Genomic DNA, 13,849 nt, shown 5'->3' on the forward strand with positions numbered 1-13,849 from the left:
ACCGGAGCAGCCAATGACGCAAATGATCTCCCCACCAGCGCAAAGGCGTTCTAGGCTCGTTTCTGCCGCCGAGTCGCGCCGTGCGGGGACGGGCACCGCACAGGCACCGGAGCGCCGGCGGTACTTGAGCGGCGCCCACGACCGAGGGCGCCGCCGGGCAAGGAGGGCCGCATGACCGTACGGCGAGTAATGGGCATCGAGACGGAGTACGGGATCTCCGTCCCCGGCCACCCGAACGCCAATGCCATGCTCACCTCGTCCCAGATCGTCAACGCCTACGCGGCGGCGATGCACCGGGCCCGCCGGGCCCGCTGGGACTTCGAGGAGGAGAATCCGCTGCGGGACGCGCGAGGCTTCGACCTCGCCCGGGAAGCCGCCGACTCCAGCCAGCTCACCGACGAGGACATCGGCCTGGCCAATGTGATCCTCACCAACGGCGCGCGCCTGTACGTCGACCACGCCCATCCCGAATACAGCGCTCCGGAGGTCACCAACCCCCGCGACGCCGTCCTGTGGGACAAGGCCGGCGAGCGGATCATGGCCGAGGCCGCCGAGCGGGCCGCGCAGCTGCCCGGCGCCCAGCCGATCCACCTGTACAAGAACAACACCGACAACAAGGGCGCCTCCTACGGCACGCACGAGAACTACCTGATGAAGCGGGAGACGCCCTTCTCGGACATCGTGCGCCATCTGACGCCCTTCTTCGTCTCCCGGCAGGTCTTCGCCGGCGCCGGCCGCGTCGGCGTCGGCCAGGACGGGCACGAGCACGGCTTCCAGCTCAGCCAGCGCGCCGACTACTTCGAGGTCGAGGTCGGCCTGGAGACCACGCTCAAGCGGCCCATCATCAACACCCGCGACGAACCGCACGCGGACGCCGAGAAGTACCGCCGGCTGCACGTGATCATCGGCGACGCCAACCTCTCGGAGATCTCCACCTACCTCAAACTGGGCACGACCGCCCTGGTCCTGTCCATGATCGAGGACGGCTTCATCGCCGTGGACCTGGCCGTCGAGCAGCCGGTGCGCACCCTGCACCAGGTCTCGCACGACCCGTCCCTCAAGCGCCTGGTCACGCTGCGCAGCGGGCGCACCCTCACCGCGGTCCAGTTGCAGATGGAGTACTTCGAGCTGGCCCGCAAGTACGTCGAGGAGCGCTTCGGCGCCGACGCCGACGACCAGACCAAGGACGTCCTCAGCCGCTGGGAGGACACCCTCACCCGGCTGGAGAACGACCCCATGAGCCTGGCCGGCGAACTGGACTGGGTCGCCAAGCGGGAGCTGATGGAGGGCTACCGCCGCCGCGACGGCCTCGACTGGGACGCCCCCCGGCTGCACCTGGTCGACCTCCAGTACGCCGACGTACGGGCCGAGAAGGGCCTCTACAACCGTCTGGCGGCCCGTGGGCGCATGAAGCGGCTGCTGGACGAGTCCGAGGTCGACCGGGCCCGTACGAAGCCGCCGGAGGACACCCGGGCGTACTTCCGCGGCCGGTGTCTGGAGCAGTACGCCGACGACGTCGCCGCGGCCTCCTGGGACTCGGTCATCTTCGACCTGCCGGGCCGCGACTCCCTCCAGCGGGTCCCAACCCTGGAACCGCTACGCGGAACGCGAAATCACGTCAAGGAGCTGCTGGACCGCTGTCGCACGGCGGAAGACCTGGTCAGGGTCCTGTCGGGCAACTGAGCGCGGCCCGCGGGTACCCGTACCGCCCCGGGCGGGCGGGGTGGAAACCCCACCGCCCGGGAATCATCGAGGTGGCCCCCGCACGTTGTGGAAAGTGCGGGGCCGATGTCGGACCCGGCTTGTAGGGTCTGATCATCACCGATCGGCAGGCGAACTGAGCGGGGTGAGGGTTATGGCGACCAAGGACACGGGCGGCGGCCAGCAGAAGGCCACGCGCTCCACCGAGGAGGTCGAGGAGCAGGCGCAGGACGCGCAGGCGTCGGAGGACCTCAAGGAGCGGCAGGAGAAGCTGTCCGACGACGTGGACTCCGTCCTGGACGAGATCGACGACGTCCTGGAGGAGAACGCGGAGGACTTCGTGCGTTCCTTCGTGCAGAAGGGCGGGCAGTAGGCCGCCCGCGCCTTCGGATCGGGGGTTCGAGGGCGGGCGTGCCGTGAGGGGCCGGTGAGCGGACGACGAAGCACTGCTCGCGGCCGGAGGAGTCCGGGCCGCGGGCGGTCTTTGCCGCCCGGGACGGCTCCCACAGGGCATGTGGATCACCGCCACCAGCCGGGTAAGGTCCGTGGCATACCGTGCTTCAACCGCAATTCGGCCATCGGCAAGCGGGGAGAGACGCCCTGGACTTGCCGGCCGGACTGCCGCTATGTGGAAGGAAACTCGTGGGAGCCAATACCCGTGGCACCGGGCGTCTACCAGCTGCCTTCCTGACGCCAGGATCCTCTTCGTTCATGGATTTCCTCGCCGAGCACCAGCCGGAGCTGCTGCCCGGCAGCCGGCAGCTGCCGCCCGTCCAGGGCGTGCTCGAGGCGCCGCACGGCACGACCATCGTGGCCGTGACGTTCGCCGGAGGGGTCGTGCTCGCGGGTGACCGCCGGGCCACGATGGGCAACGTGATCGCCCAGCGGGACATCGAGAAGGTCTTCCCCGCCGACGAGTACTCGGCCGTCGGCATCGCCGGCACGGCCGGCCTGGCCGTCGAGATGGTCAAGCTGTTCCAGCTCGAGCTGGAGCACTTCGAGAAGGTCGAGGGCGCCCAGCTTTCCCTGGAGGGCAAGGCGAACCGCCTGTCGACCATGATCCGTTCCAACCTCGGCATGGCCATGCAGGGCCTGGCCGTGGTGCCCCTCTTCGCCGGGTACGACCTGGACCGCGGGCGGGGACGCATCTTCTCCTACGACGTCACGGGCGGCCGCTCCGAGGAGCACCACTTCGCGGCGACCGGCTCCGGCTCGATCTTCGCGCGCGGCGCGCTGAAGAAGCTGTTCCGCGGCGACCTGACCGAGGAGCAGGCCACCACGCTGGTGGTGCAGGCCCTGTACGACGCGGCTGACGACGACTCGGCGACCGGCGGTCCCGATGTCGCCCGCCGGATCTACCCGATCATCACCGTGATCACCGAGGACGGCTTCCGCCGGCTCACCGAGGACGAGGGAGCCGAACTCGCCCGCGCGGTGCTCCAGCGGCGCCTGGAGGAGCCGGACGGCCCCAAGGCCGCCCTGCTCTGAGCGCGGGCCCGGTTCTTTTATCCAAGGTGATCCAGTGACCATGACAGAAAGGGACGGATAACCGGTGTCGACGCCGTTCTATGTCTCACCCCAGCAGGCCATGGCCGACCGCGCGGAGTACGCCCGCAAGGGCATCGCCCGCGGCCGCAGCCTGGTCGTGCTGCAGTACGCCGACGGCATCGTGTTCGTCGGCGAGAACCCGTCCCGCGCGCTGCACAAGTTCAGCGAGATCTACGACCGGATCGGCTTCGCGGCGGCCGGGAAGTACAACGAGTACGAGAACCTGCGCATCGGCGGCGTCCGCTACGCCGACCTGCGCGGCTACACCTACGACCGGGACGACGTCACCGCCCGCGGCCTGGCCAACGTCTACGCCCAGACGCTGGGCACGATCTTCTCCTCGGCGGCCGAGAAGCCGTACGAGGTGGAACTGGTGGTCGCCGAGGTCGGGGAGACCCCCGAGGGCGACCAGATCTACCGGCTGCCGCATGACGGCTCCATCGTGGACGAGCACGGCTCGGTCGCGGTGGGCGGCAACGCCGAGCAGATCAGCAGCTTCCTGGACCAGCGCCACCGCGACGGGATGAGCCTCGCCGAAGCCCTGAAGCTGGCCGTGCAGGCGCTGTCCCGGGACACCAACGGCAGCGAGCGGGAGATCCCCGCCGAGCGCCTGGAGGTGGCCGTACTCGACCGCACGCGCCCGCAGAAGCGCAAGTTCAAGCGCATCGTAGGCCGCCAGCTCGACCGTCTGCTGGAGGCGGGCGGCGCGAGCACGGAGGCGGAGAGTTCCGCGGAGGAGAACTCCGAGCAGGAGTGACCCGCCCGCGCTCACCGGGCCCAGCGGTGCCCCGGCCGGTTCCCGGCCGGGGCACCGGCTTATCCGCTCACGCGCGGCGGGGCCGTGGAGCCCCGGACGACGAGGTGGACCGGGATGTCCCCGCTCTCCGGCTCCCGGCCCTCCAGGACCGCCAGCAGGGCCCGCATACCGCGCTCGCCGAACAGCTCGGCGTCCAGCCGCACGGTCGTCAGCTCGGGGTCGAGGGCGGTGGCCAGGGCCAGGTCGTCCAGGCCGGTGACCGAGACGTCGTCCGGCACGCGCAGGCCGAGCCGGCGCAGCGCCTTGTAGGCGCCGGCGGCCAGCTTGTCGTCGTCGCAGACCACCGCCGTCGGCCGGGGGCCGGGCGCGGTCAGCGCGGCCTCGGTGGCAGCGAGCGCCCCCTCGATGGAGATCGGCGCCCGGGCCGTGCGGATCTCCGTGCCGGGCACGGCGGCCAGCCGCGCGGCCAGCTCGGCCGCGCGGATCTCGAAGGTCCAGGACGGCACGTCCGCGGCCAGGTGCAGGATCCGGCGGTGGCCGAGGCCCAGCAGATGCCCGGCGACCTGGCGGACGCCGTCGGCGATGTCCAGGTTCACGGTCGCGGCGCCCAGGCTGCCGGCCGGGTCGCTGTCGAGCATGACCAGCGGCAGCGCCTCGCCGCGGATCGCGGTGAGGGCGTCGGCGGCCATGGAGGAGGCGATGACGCCGTCCAGGGCGGCCTGCGCGGAGGCGAAGGGGTCCCGGGCCGGGCCGACGCCCTCGGGGGAGGGGTAGAGCACCATGCCGAAGCCGTGCTCGGCCGCCACGCGGGCGGCGCCGGTGTAGACGCCGGCGAAGAACTCCGTGGTCAGCGCGGGCACCACGAGCAGCACCGTGCGGGTGCGGCCCAGCCGGAGGTTGCGGGCGGCGAGGTTCGGCCGGTAGCCCAGCTCGCGCGCGGCCTCGCGCACCCGCTCGGCGGTGGCCTGCGACACCCGGCCGCGCCACTTGTCGCCCAGCACGAGGGAGACGGCGGCCTGGGAGACCCCGGCCGCGTGGGCGACGTCCCGGCTGGTCGGGCGCGTGCTGCTGCGTGCCACCGTGGGCCTGCTCCTTCATGTGGACGGGTGAACAGCGCACATGGTACGTATGGAGCGCGACGTTATACGTAAAACTTGGAGGCTGGGCATGGCCACGGGATACCTGGAGATCCTGAAGGCGAGGCATGCGCTACGGCTGCTCACCGGCACCCTGGTGGGCCGGCTGCCGAACGCGACCGCGGCCATCGCCCTGGTGCTCTTCGTCCGCGCCGAGGGCGGCACGTACAGCCTCGCCGGCGCGCTCGCGGCCGTGTACGGCGTCGCCAACGCCATCGGCCAGCCGGTCCTGGGCCGGCTAGTCGACCTGTACGGGCAGCCGCGCGTCCAGCTGCCCGCCGCGGTCCTCGCCGCCCTCGCCATGACCCTCTTCGCGTTCCGCGGCACCGACCCGCTGCCGCTCGCCTACGCGGCGGTCGCGGCGGCCGGCCTGTTCACCCCGCCCCTGGAGGGCGGCCTGCGCGCGCTGTGGCCCTCCGTGCTGCGCCGCGAGGAGCAGGTGCACACCGCGTACGCCATGGACGCCATCGCGCAGGAGGTCATGTTCACCGCCGGCCCGCTGCTGGTGACCCTCTGCGTCACCCTGTGGGACGAGCGCGCCGCCCTGCTCGTGCTGAACGTCCTGGGCGTGCTCGGCGCCCTCTCCGTGGTCCTCTCGCCGCCCTCGCGCGCCTGGCGCTCGGCTCCCCGCGAGGCCCACTGGCTGGGCGCCCTGCGCTCGCCCGGCCTGCTCGTCCTGCTCGCCGCCTTCCTGTTCGTCGGCATCGCGCTGGGCTCCATCACGGTCGCCGCGGTGTCGTACGCCGACGCCCACGGCGGCGACGCGGTCTACGGCTGGCTGATGGCCGGCCTCGGCCTGGGCGCCCTGGCCGGCGGCTCCGTCTACGGCGCCCGCCGGTGGGCCGGTGCGCCCGAGCGGCGGCTGAGGGTCCTCGTGGCCCTGCTGGCGGTGTGCTACCTGCCGCTCACGCTGATGCCGGGCACGGTCCCCATGGTGCTGCTCAGCGTGGTCTCCGGGGTCTTCCTGGCGCCCTGCATCGCGTGCGCCTTCATCATCGTGGACCGGCACGCGCCGAGGGGCACGGTCACCGAGGCGTTCTCCTGGCTCGTGACCACGTTCACCGTGGGCGCCTCGGTCGGAACGGGCCTGGCCGGACCGGTGGTCCAGACCGGCGGCACGCTGTGGGGCTTCGCCCTGCCGAGCGTGGCCGGGGCCGTGTCGTTGCTGGTCCTGCTGGCCACCGGAGGGGTCCTCGCAGCTCCCGCGCACGGCGGGGTCGTTGCGGCTTCATCGGAAAATGATCCAAATCGTGCCGTCGAACCCCGTTTCAGCTCGGGGGATCGGGCGTAATGTTCCCTCATGGACCGCCGCATTTTCGGGCTGGAGAACGAGTACGGCGTCACGTGCACGTTCAGGGGACAGCGCCGCCTGTCTCCTGACGAGGTGGCGCGGTACCTCTTCCGCCGTGTCGTGTCATGGGGCCGCAGCAGCAACGTCTTTCTGCGAAACGGCGCCCGGCTCTATCTCGACGTGGGCTCACATCCGGAATACGCGACCCCCGAATGTGACAACGTGACCGAACTGGTCACCCACGACAAGGCCGGCGAGCGCATTCTCGAAGGACTCCTGGTGGACGCGGAACGACGCCTGCACGAGGAGGGAATCGCGGGCGACGTCTACCTCTTCAAGAACAACACCGACTCGGCGGGCAACTCCTACGGCTGCCACGAGAACTACCTGGTGGCGCGGCACGGGGAGTTCTCCCGGCTCGCGGACATCCTCATCCCCTTCCTGGTCACCCGGCAGCTGCTGTGCGGCGCCGGCAAGGTACTGCAGACCCCGCGCGGCGCCGTCTACTGCGTCAGCCAGCGCGCGGAGCACATCTGGGAGGGCGTCTCCTCGGCGACGACCCGCTCCCGGCCCATCATCAACACCCGCGACGAACCCCACGCGGACGCCGAGCGCTACCGCCGGCTGCACGTCATCGTCGGCGACTCGAACATGTCCGAGACGACGATGCTGCTCAAGGTCGGCGCCACCGACCTGGTGCTGCGCATGATCGAGGCCGGCACCGTGATGCGCGACCTCACCCTGGAGAACCCGATCCGGGCGATCCGCGAGGTCAGCCACGACATCACCGGCCGGCGCAAGGTGCGCCTGGCCAGCGGCCGGGAAGCCTCCGCGCTGGAGGTGCAGCGCGAGTACTTCGACAAGGCAGTGGACTTCTGCGACCGCCGGGGCATCCGCACCGGCACGGTCGCGCAGGTCCTGGAGCTGTGGGGCCGTACGCTCGAAGCGATCGAGAACGAGGAACTGGACCGCATCGAGACCGAGATCGACTGGGTCATGAAGTACAAGCTCATCGAGCGGTACCGGGCCAAGCACAACATGACGATGTCGCACCCGCGGGTCGCCCAGATAGACCTCGCCTACCACGACATCCACCGCCGCCGTGGGCTGTACTACCTGCTGGAGAAGAAGGGCCAAGCCGCCCGGATCTGCAACGACTTGAAGATCTTCGAGGGCAAGTCGGTCCCGCCGCAGACCACTCGGGCCCGGCTGCGCGGCGACTTCATCCGGCGGGCCCAGGAACAGCGCCGGGACTTCACGGTCGACTGGGTGCACCTCAAGCTCAACGACCAGGCCCAGCGCACGGTCCTGTGCAAGGACCCGTTCCGTTCGGTGGACGACCGGGTGGAGAAGCTGATCGCCGGAATGTGACCGGAACCGGGCGGCTCGCGAGCCCGGTCACCGGCAGAACCGGAACGCCACACGGGCGCCGTACGTTTTCCGTACGGCGCCCGTATCAGGTCGTAGAGTTACGCGCACGCCACCCGCAGGACCGACCGATTACGAGGCTTTTCCCGTGCGCCGACGCTCACTCCTCCTCGCCGCCGTACCCGCAGGACTGGTCACGCTCGCCGGATGCGGTGACGACTCGTCCGACGCCAGCACCTCCGGCGCCTCGTCGTCGGCCTCGGCGTCCTCCCCGCCCCCGCCCAAGATCGTGGACGGACCGCTGCCGGCGGTCACGGCGGGCACGAAGTCCGGCCAGAAACCGACCGTCGCCAAGGGGCAGGGCGATCCGTCGAAGAACCTCGCCGTCAAGACGCTGATCGCGGGCGGCGGCCGGACGGTCGCGGAGAACGACTTCATCCGGGCCGACTACCTCGGCCAGATCTGGGACACCGGCAAGGTCTTCGACAACTCCTTCGACCGCGGGCGCCCGCTGGTCATGCAGCTCGCCCAGGGCAGCATCATCGACGGCTGGCGCTACGCCCTCCAGGGCAAGAAGACCGGCAGCCGCATCGAGATCGCCGTCCCGCCCACCTGGGGGTACGGCAAGGGCGGCAACCCGCAGGCGGGCATCAAGGGCACCGACACCCTGGTCTTCGTCATCGACCTCATCGAGTCCTACAATTCCAAGAGCTCCGCCAAGGGCACCAAGGTCCCGCAGACCGACGCGGCCCTGCCGACGGTCGGCACCAACACCGACGGCGAGGTGCCCGAGGTCACCGTGCCCAAGACGGACCCGCCGAAGAAGCTGGTTGCGCAGTACGTCCTGGAGGGTGACGGCCCCGAGCTGAAGTCCGACCAGACCATCCTGTGCCAGTTCCAGGGCCTCGTCTGGGACGGCGGCAAGACCTTCCAGCGCACCTACGGCTCCGGCCGGCTCAGCCAGTTCTCGCTGGAGCAGATGCAGCAGGCCGTCAAGGGCCTCGCCCAGGGCCTGACCGGCAAGAAGGTGGGCAGCAGGGTCCTGCTCGTCATCCCGCCGGAGCTGGGCTACGGCGACCGCCCGCCGAGCGGCGGCGCCGTCAAGAAGGGCTCCACGCTGGTGTTCACGGTGGACATCCTCGCGGCGATGTAGTCCCGCACCCGGCGGGTGCGAGCGCCGTGGAGATGAAAGACTGTCCGCGATTCGTGTCGTACACAAGCAGGAGCTTTTGACGTGAGCATCGAGAAGCCCGAGATCGACTTCCCCGAGGGCAACCCCCCGGCGGACCTTGAGATCAAGGACATCTGGGAGGGCGACGGACCGGTCGCGCAGGCGGGCCAGACGGTCACCGTCCACTACGTGGGCGTCGCCTTCAGCACCGGCGAGGAGTTCGACGCCAGCTGGAACCGCGGCACCCCGTTCCGCTTCCCTCTGGGCGAGGGCCGGGTCATCCAGGGCTGGGACCGGGGCGTGCAGGGCATGAAGGTCGGCGGCCGCCGCCGGCTGACCATCCCCGCCCACCTCGCCTACGGCGACCAGAGCCCGACCCCGGCGATCAAGCCCGGCGAGACCCTCATCTTCGTGGTGGACCTCCTCGGCGTCTGATCCGCCCGAGCCGCGGTCCGGCCGCACCCGGCCACCCGCCGGGTCCGGCCGGACCCGGTCATCCGGGGCCCATGCCCGTGCGGGCATGGGCCCTCGGCTTTTGCCACCGGCCCGCGGAGCGGTACGGTCATCGGTCGGAAGCACCATAGGGAAGGCGAAGGGCGTCGATGGCCATTGCCAAGGCCGAGCGGCTGATGAACCTCGCGCTGTGTCTGCTCGGCGCACGCCGGCCGCTCAGCAAGCGCGAGCTGCGCGAGTCCATCGAGGCCTACCTGGAAGCGGGCTCCGACGACTCCTTCAACCGCATGTTCGAGCGGGACAAGGACGACCTGCGCGAGCTGGGCCTGGTCATCGCGACCGTGGAGAACCTCGACGGCGAGATCGGCTACCTCGCCCGCCGTGACAGCAACCGGCTGCCCCCCATCACCCTGGACGCCGAGGAGGCCGCCGCCCTCGGCCTCGCCGCCAAGGTCTGGCAGCAGGCCAGGCTGGCCGGGGCCGCCAGCGGCGCCCTGCAGAAGCTGCGCGCCGCCGGCCTGCCCGAGGACGTCGACCCGTACGAGGCGCACGGCGCCCTGGAGCCGCGCATCCCGGTGCACGAGGCCGCCTTCGAACCGCTGATGCTGGCCTGCCGCGACCGCCGCCCGGTCCTCTTCGACTACCGCAAGGCCAACGCCGCCCGCCCCGAGCCCCGGCACGTCGAGCCGTGGGCGCTGGAGTGCTGGCGCGGCCACTGGTACCTGGCCGGCTTCGACCGCGACCGGGGTGCCGAACGCGTCTTCCGGCTGTCCCGGATCACCGGCAAGGTCCGCTCCCGGGGCACCGGCTTCACCGCGCCCGTGCCCGATGTCGTCACCGTGCGCGAGACCGTCGCGGGCTGGGCCGGAGAGATCGCCGACCGCTCGGCGCTGATCCGGCTGCGGTCCGGCTCCGGTTACCCCCTTCGGGCGAAGGCCGCCAAGGTCCGGGAACTCGGCGACGGCTGGGACGAGTTGGAGATCCCGTACGGGCACGGCCTGGACGCCTGGCTGGTGGAGTTCGGACCGGACGTCGTGGTCGTGGAACCGGCCGAGCTGCGGGCCGACGTGGTGGACCGGCTGCGCGCCGTGGCCAAAGGCTGAGGGGGAGCGGACTGTGGCAGGCAAACCGGCCAGGACCGTCAACGCGATCGACCAGACCCGGCGGATGCTCTCCCTGGTGACCTATCTCCGCGAGCGCCCCGGCGCCCGGATCGCCGACGTCGCGCGCGCCTTCGGCATCAGCGAGGACGAACTCGTCGCCGACCTCGATCTGCTGCCCATGTGCGGCACCAGCTTCCGCGGCGGCGACCTGCTCGACATCGACACCGACGGCGAGCGCATCTGGTGGCACAACCCGGCCGCGCTCGGCGAGGAGGCGGCCGAACCGCTGCGGCTCGCCGCCGACGAGGCCACCGCCCTGCTGGTCGCCGCCCGCGCGGTGGCCACGCTGCCCGGCCTGCGGGAGAGCGACCGCCAGGCCCTGCTGCGGGCCACCGCCAAGGTGGAGACCGCGGCCGGCGAGGCCGCCGGCGCCAGCGCCCGGCTGTCGGTGACCTTCGAGTCCGAGGGCGGTGTCTTCGCCGACGTCGACCGGGCCATCTCCGAGCGCCGCCGGCTGTGGATCCGGTACTACTCCCCGGCCCGCGACGAGGTCACCGAGCGCGAGATCGACCCCATCCGCCTGGTCAGCGTGGGCCACACCTATGTGGAGGCGTGGTGCCGCCGCTCCGAGGCCCGGCGCACCTTCCGGCTCGACCGGGTCGCCGAGATCAAGGTCCTCGACGCGCCCTCCGCACCGCCCGAGCTGGAACTGCGCGACCTCTCCGAGGCCCTGGTGCAGCCGGCCGCGGAGGACCCGGAGGTCGTGGTCGAGGTCGGCCCCGGCGGCCGCTGGGTCGCCGAGTACTACCCGCACGACAGCGCCGAGGAGCTTGCCGACGGCGGGCTGCGCATCACGCTGCGCACGCCCGACCCGACTTCGCTGCGCCGGCTGGCGCTGCGGCTCGGCGGCGACGGCCGGATCGTCTCGCCGCCCGAGCTGGCCGACAGCGCCCGCCGCGCGGCCCGCGCGGCCCTCGCGGCGTACGGCGAGGGCCCCGACGCCCCGGCCGGCGCGGTGCCCGCAGTCCCGGGCGACCGGGGTGAGGGGTCCGCGTGAGGCCGGCCGGCGCCGGTGCCGTGCCGCCCGGGCGGCGGACGACCTGCTGCGACCAGAGGAAGAGGAGCGAGGGCTGTGAGCGAGTCTCCGGAGCCGGGCGCGGGTGAGATGACGGCGGCCACCGCCTTCGCGGGGATGAGGAGAGTGGCCCCCGTGGTGTTCCGGGCCGGCTGCCCGGACTGCCGGGGCCGCTTCGAACTCGCCGCCGGCGCGCTGCGCCTCGCCATCGGCGCCAGCAGCCGGACGACGTTCTACTCCTTCACCTGCCCCGACTGCGGCGCCGCGGTCCGCAAGCCGGCCGGCGAACGGATCGTGGAACTGCTCACCGGCGGCGGCGTGCGGACCCTGCGGCTGCACTCCACGGTGTAGCCCCCCGGCCCCCGGGCCGGGCTGGATTTCGGCGGACGCCGGCGGACCGTCTAGTCTCGTCGTCATGTTCTGGCCGATGTTCGCGGTAGCCATGGGTTTCGTGGGTCTCGCCGTCCTGGGGGTGCTCGCCGTCCGGGTGTTCCTGGAGGCCCGGCGCCTCGGACAGCAGGTGGCGGACTCCGCGCGCCGCATCGACCGGGCCGCCGAGGACCTGGAGCGGGCGGCCGTGAGCGCGGCCCGCGCCGTCGACACCCTGTGAGCCGTCCCGGGCGGTGTCCCGGTGTCCGGTGATATCAGCGGTTTGCGTCACTTCGCTCTGTCACCCGCCCCAGGCGGCCAGGTACGCTGCTGGTCGCGGCCCGGATAACGAGGCACGGTCCGCAGAGCAGGAGTACGCCAGGGGATTGTCCCGCGTTCACCCCCAGGCGTTACGATCGCAGCCAGCATGACTTCGGACACCTGTCCGGCCTGTCGGACATGCCCGCCTCGATGAGAAGGTGAAGATTTATGTTCCGCAACGGACTTGAGCCGTGGCACCTGCTGATCCTCGTTGTGGTGATCCTCCTCGTGTTCGGTTCCAAGAAGCTGCCGGACATGGCGCGCTCGCTCGGCAAGTCCGCCCGGATCCTGAAGAGCGAGGCGAAGGCGATGAAGGAGGAGGGCAAGCAGCCCGCCGACCCCGCCCCCTCCGCCGAGGAGCCCGCACCCGCTCAGCGTACGATCCAGGCCGCCCCCGGTGACGTGACCAGCTCCCGCCCGGTCAACGAGCCGACGGACACGACCCAGCGCTGACGCGAGGACCGGGGGTATCCGGTCCGCTGCACGAGATGAGGATGTGGGTTGCTCAAGTCCGCCCGCAAAAAGGAGAGAGATCCCGAGGGGCGGATGCCGCTCGCGGATCACTTGCGTGAGCTGCGCAACCGGCTCGCGAAGGGTGTCCTGGCGATCCTCGCCGTCACGATCATCGCGGCCTTCTTCTACCGCGACATCATCGATGTCATCACCCGGCCGATGCTCGACGAGATCGGCTGCGGCCAGTCCTTCGGGGAACTGGCCAAGACGGAGAGCGCCCACTGCGCGCACATCACCGTCAGCGGCCTGCTGGCGCCGTTCACCCTGGCCCTGAAGGTGGCCCTGATGACCGGTGTCGTGCTCGCGGCGCCGGTCTGGCTCTACCAGCTGTGGGCGTTCGTCGCACCCGGCCTGCACCGCAACGAGAAGAAGTACGCCTACGCCTTCGTCGGCTTCGGCTTCCCGCTCTTCCTCGGCGGCGGCTACCTGGCGTTCCACGTGCTGCCCACCACGGCCAAGGTCATGATCGGCCTCACGCCCGACGGCGCCGAGAACCTGCTGCCGCTGGACGATCTGCTGGACCTGGTCACCCGCATGATCGTCGTCTTCGGCCTCGCCTTCGAGATGCCGTTGCTGCTGGTCATGCTCAATCTCACCGGTGTGCTGTCCGGGCGGCGCATGCTGGGCTGGTGGCGCGGCATGGTCATCGGCATCACCGTCTTCGCGGCCGTCGCCACACCCAGCCCCGACCCGATGACGATGCTGGCGCTGGCGGCGCCGATCTGGGCGCTCTACTTCGTGGCCGTGGCCATCGCCCTGCTCAACGACCGGCGCCGGGCCCGCCGCGAGGCCGAAGGCCCCGGCGACGACGAGGCCAGCGAGCTGGATCTCACCCCCGAGGACATCGGCGAGGTGGAGCCGGTCCCGGCCAGCCGCGCGCTCCCCGAGCAGGCGAGCACCGAGCGGGTCAACGGCTACGACGACGTGACGTGACCGGCCCGTCGTGACCGGCCGGGGCTGATCCGGCCCTCGCCGAGCCGCCGCGCGCGATGCCCCCGTTCCCTGCAGGGAACGGGGGCATCGCGCTGCCGCCGGGCCGGCCG

16 protein-coding genes are annotated in these 13,849 nt (G+C 71.4%); 15 read left to right on the top strand and 1 reads right to left on the bottom strand.

Annotated features, from left to right (window positions below; genetic code table 11):
- The first annotated feature begins 171 nt into the window (after window positions 1-171).
- The 5 genes from dop (at window position 172) to prcA (ending at window position 4,006) form a co-directional block, all read left to right on the top strand.
- Complete coding sequence (dop, locus tag ACH4OA_RS15975) at window positions 172-1,683, top strand: depupylase/deamidase Dop (RefSeq protein ID WP_365882930.1); 1,512 nt, start codon at window positions 172-174, stop codon at window positions 1,681-1,683.
- A gap of 172 nt (window positions 1,684-1,855) precedes the next feature.
- Window positions 1,856-2,074 (top strand): ubiquitin-like protein Pup, encoded by a 219-nt coding sequence (locus ACH4OA_RS15980; protein ID WP_016325855.1) that lies wholly within the window; start codon window positions 1,856-1,858, stop codon window positions 2,072-2,074.
- A 54-nt stretch (window positions 2,075-2,128) separates the two neighbouring features.
- Window positions 2,129-2,392: an endonuclease domain-containing protein gene (locus tag ACH4OA_RS15985; protein WP_365882929.1), complete on the top strand. Its 264-nt coding sequence runs from the start codon at window positions 2,129-2,131 to the stop codon at window positions 2,390-2,392.
- A complete protein-coding gene (prcB, locus tag ACH4OA_RS15990; protein WP_365882928.1) occupies window positions 2,344-3,189 on the top strand; it encodes a proteasome subunit beta in 846 nt (281 codons plus the stop codon). The genes ACH4OA_RS15985 and prcB overlap by 49 nt, the downstream gene beginning before the upstream one ends.
- 64 nt (window positions 3,190-3,253) lie before the next feature.
- Window positions 3,254-4,006 (top strand): proteasome subunit alpha, encoded by a 753-nt coding sequence (gene prcA / locus ACH4OA_RS15995; protein WP_365882927.1) that lies wholly within the window; start codon window positions 3,254-3,256, stop codon window positions 4,004-4,006.
- 59 nt (window positions 4,007-4,065) lie between these two features.
- On the opposite strand, the gene ACH4OA_RS16000 is transcribed toward prcA, so the two are convergent.
- On the bottom strand, window positions 4,066-5,085 hold the full coding sequence (locus ACH4OA_RS16000; RefSeq protein ID WP_397969465.1) for a LacI family DNA-binding transcriptional regulator: 1,020 nt from the start codon (window positions 5,083-5,085) through the stop codon (window positions 4,066-4,068).
- 88 nt (window positions 5,086-5,173) lie between these two features.
- On the opposite strand from ACH4OA_RS16000, the gene ACH4OA_RS16005 reads away from it, so the two are divergent.
- The 10 genes from ACH4OA_RS16005 to tatC all read left to right on the top strand — a co-directional run bounded on the left by ACH4OA_RS16005 (window position 5,174) and on the right by tatC (window position 13,739).
- Window positions 5,174-6,433, top strand: coding sequence for an MFS transporter (locus ACH4OA_RS16005; RefSeq protein WP_365872614.1), 1,260 nt, complete (start codon window positions 5,174-5,176; stop codon window positions 6,431-6,433).
- Window positions 6,434-6,442: 9 nt separating this feature from the next.
- Window positions 6,443-7,804, top strand: a complete 1,362-nt coding sequence (gene pafA / locus ACH4OA_RS16010) for a Pup--protein ligase (RefSeq protein ID WP_030344102.1) — start codon at window positions 6,443-6,445, stop codon at window positions 7,802-7,804.
- Between the two features lie 145 nt (window positions 7,805-7,949).
- Complete coding sequence (locus ACH4OA_RS16015; RefSeq protein ID WP_397969467.1) at window positions 7,950-8,954, top strand: FKBP-type peptidyl-prolyl cis-trans isomerase; 1,005 nt, start codon at window positions 7,950-7,952, stop codon at window positions 8,952-8,954.
- Between the two features lie 81 nt (window positions 8,955-9,035).
- A complete protein-coding gene (locus ACH4OA_RS16020) occupies window positions 9,036-9,407 on the top strand; it encodes an FKBP-type peptidyl-prolyl cis-trans isomerase (RefSeq protein ID WP_365872610.1) in 372 nt (123 codons plus the stop codon).
- Between the two features lie 167 nt (window positions 9,408-9,574).
- Entirely contained in the window at window positions 9,575-10,528 is a 954-nt protein-coding gene (locus ACH4OA_RS16025) for a WYL domain-containing protein (protein WP_365872608.1), read from the top strand.
- A gap of 13 nt (window positions 10,529-10,541) precedes the next feature.
- Complete coding sequence (locus tag ACH4OA_RS16030) at window positions 10,542-11,585, top strand: WYL domain-containing protein (protein WP_365872606.1); 1,044 nt, start codon at window positions 10,542-10,544, stop codon at window positions 11,583-11,585.
- Window positions 11,586-11,693: 108 nt separating this feature from the next.
- Window positions 11,694-11,954, top strand: coding sequence for a hypothetical protein (locus ACH4OA_RS16035; protein WP_397937198.1), 261 nt, complete (start codon window positions 11,694-11,696; stop codon window positions 11,952-11,954).
- Between the two features lie 64 nt (window positions 11,955-12,018).
- Window positions 12,019-12,213: a hypothetical protein gene (locus ACH4OA_RS16040; protein WP_365872604.1), complete on the top strand. Its 195-nt coding sequence runs from the start codon at window positions 12,019-12,021 to the stop codon at window positions 12,211-12,213.
- A gap of 248 nt (window positions 12,214-12,461) precedes the next feature.
- Entirely contained in the window at window positions 12,462-12,746 is a 285-nt protein-coding gene (gene tatA, locus ACH4OA_RS16045) for a Sec-independent protein translocase subunit TatA (RefSeq protein ID WP_365872602.1), read from the top strand.
- A gap of 48 nt (window positions 12,747-12,794) precedes the next feature.
- Window positions 12,795-13,739: a twin-arginine translocase subunit TatC gene (gene tatC / locus ACH4OA_RS16050; protein ID WP_397937022.1), complete on the top strand. Its 945-nt coding sequence runs from the start codon at window positions 12,795-12,797 to the stop codon at window positions 13,737-13,739.
- The last annotated feature ends 110 nt before the right edge of the window (window positions 13,740-13,849 follow it).

The sequence above is a fragment of the Streptomyces sp. NPDC017095 genome (genome assembly GCF_044332325.1).
GTDB lineage: Bacteria > Actinomycetota > Actinomycetes > Streptomycetales > Streptomycetaceae > Streptomyces.

Coding starts and splice junctions, on each gene's coding strand:
- ACH4OA_RS16005 (WP_365872614.1), top strand. CDS start 5,174: ATGGCCACGGGATACCTGGAGATCCTGAAGGCGAGGCATGCGCTACGG.
- ACH4OA_RS16040 (WP_365872604.1), top strand. CDS start 12,019: ATGTTCTGGCCGATGTTCGCGGTAGCCATGGGTTTCGTGGGTCTCGCC.
- ACH4OA_RS15980 (WP_016325855.1), top strand. CDS start 1,856: ATGGCGACCAAGGACACGGGCGGCGGCCAGCAGAAGGCCACGCGCTCC.
- ACH4OA_RS16035 (WP_397937198.1), top strand. CDS start 11,694: ATGACGGCGGCCACCGCCTTCGCGGGGATGAGGAGAGTGGCCCCCGTG.
- pafA (WP_030344102.1), top strand. CDS start 6,443: ATGGACCGCCGCATTTTCGGGCTGGAGAACGAGTACGGCGTCACGTGC.
- dop (WP_365882930.1), top strand. CDS start 172: ATGACCGTACGGCGAGTAATGGGCATCGAGACGGAGTACGGGATCTCC.
- tatA (WP_365872602.1), top strand. CDS start 12,462: ATGTTCCGCAACGGACTTGAGCCGTGGCACCTGCTGATCCTCGTTGTG.
- ACH4OA_RS16025 (WP_365872608.1), top strand. CDS start 9,575: ATGGCCATTGCCAAGGCCGAGCGGCTGATGAACCTCGCGCTGTGTCTG.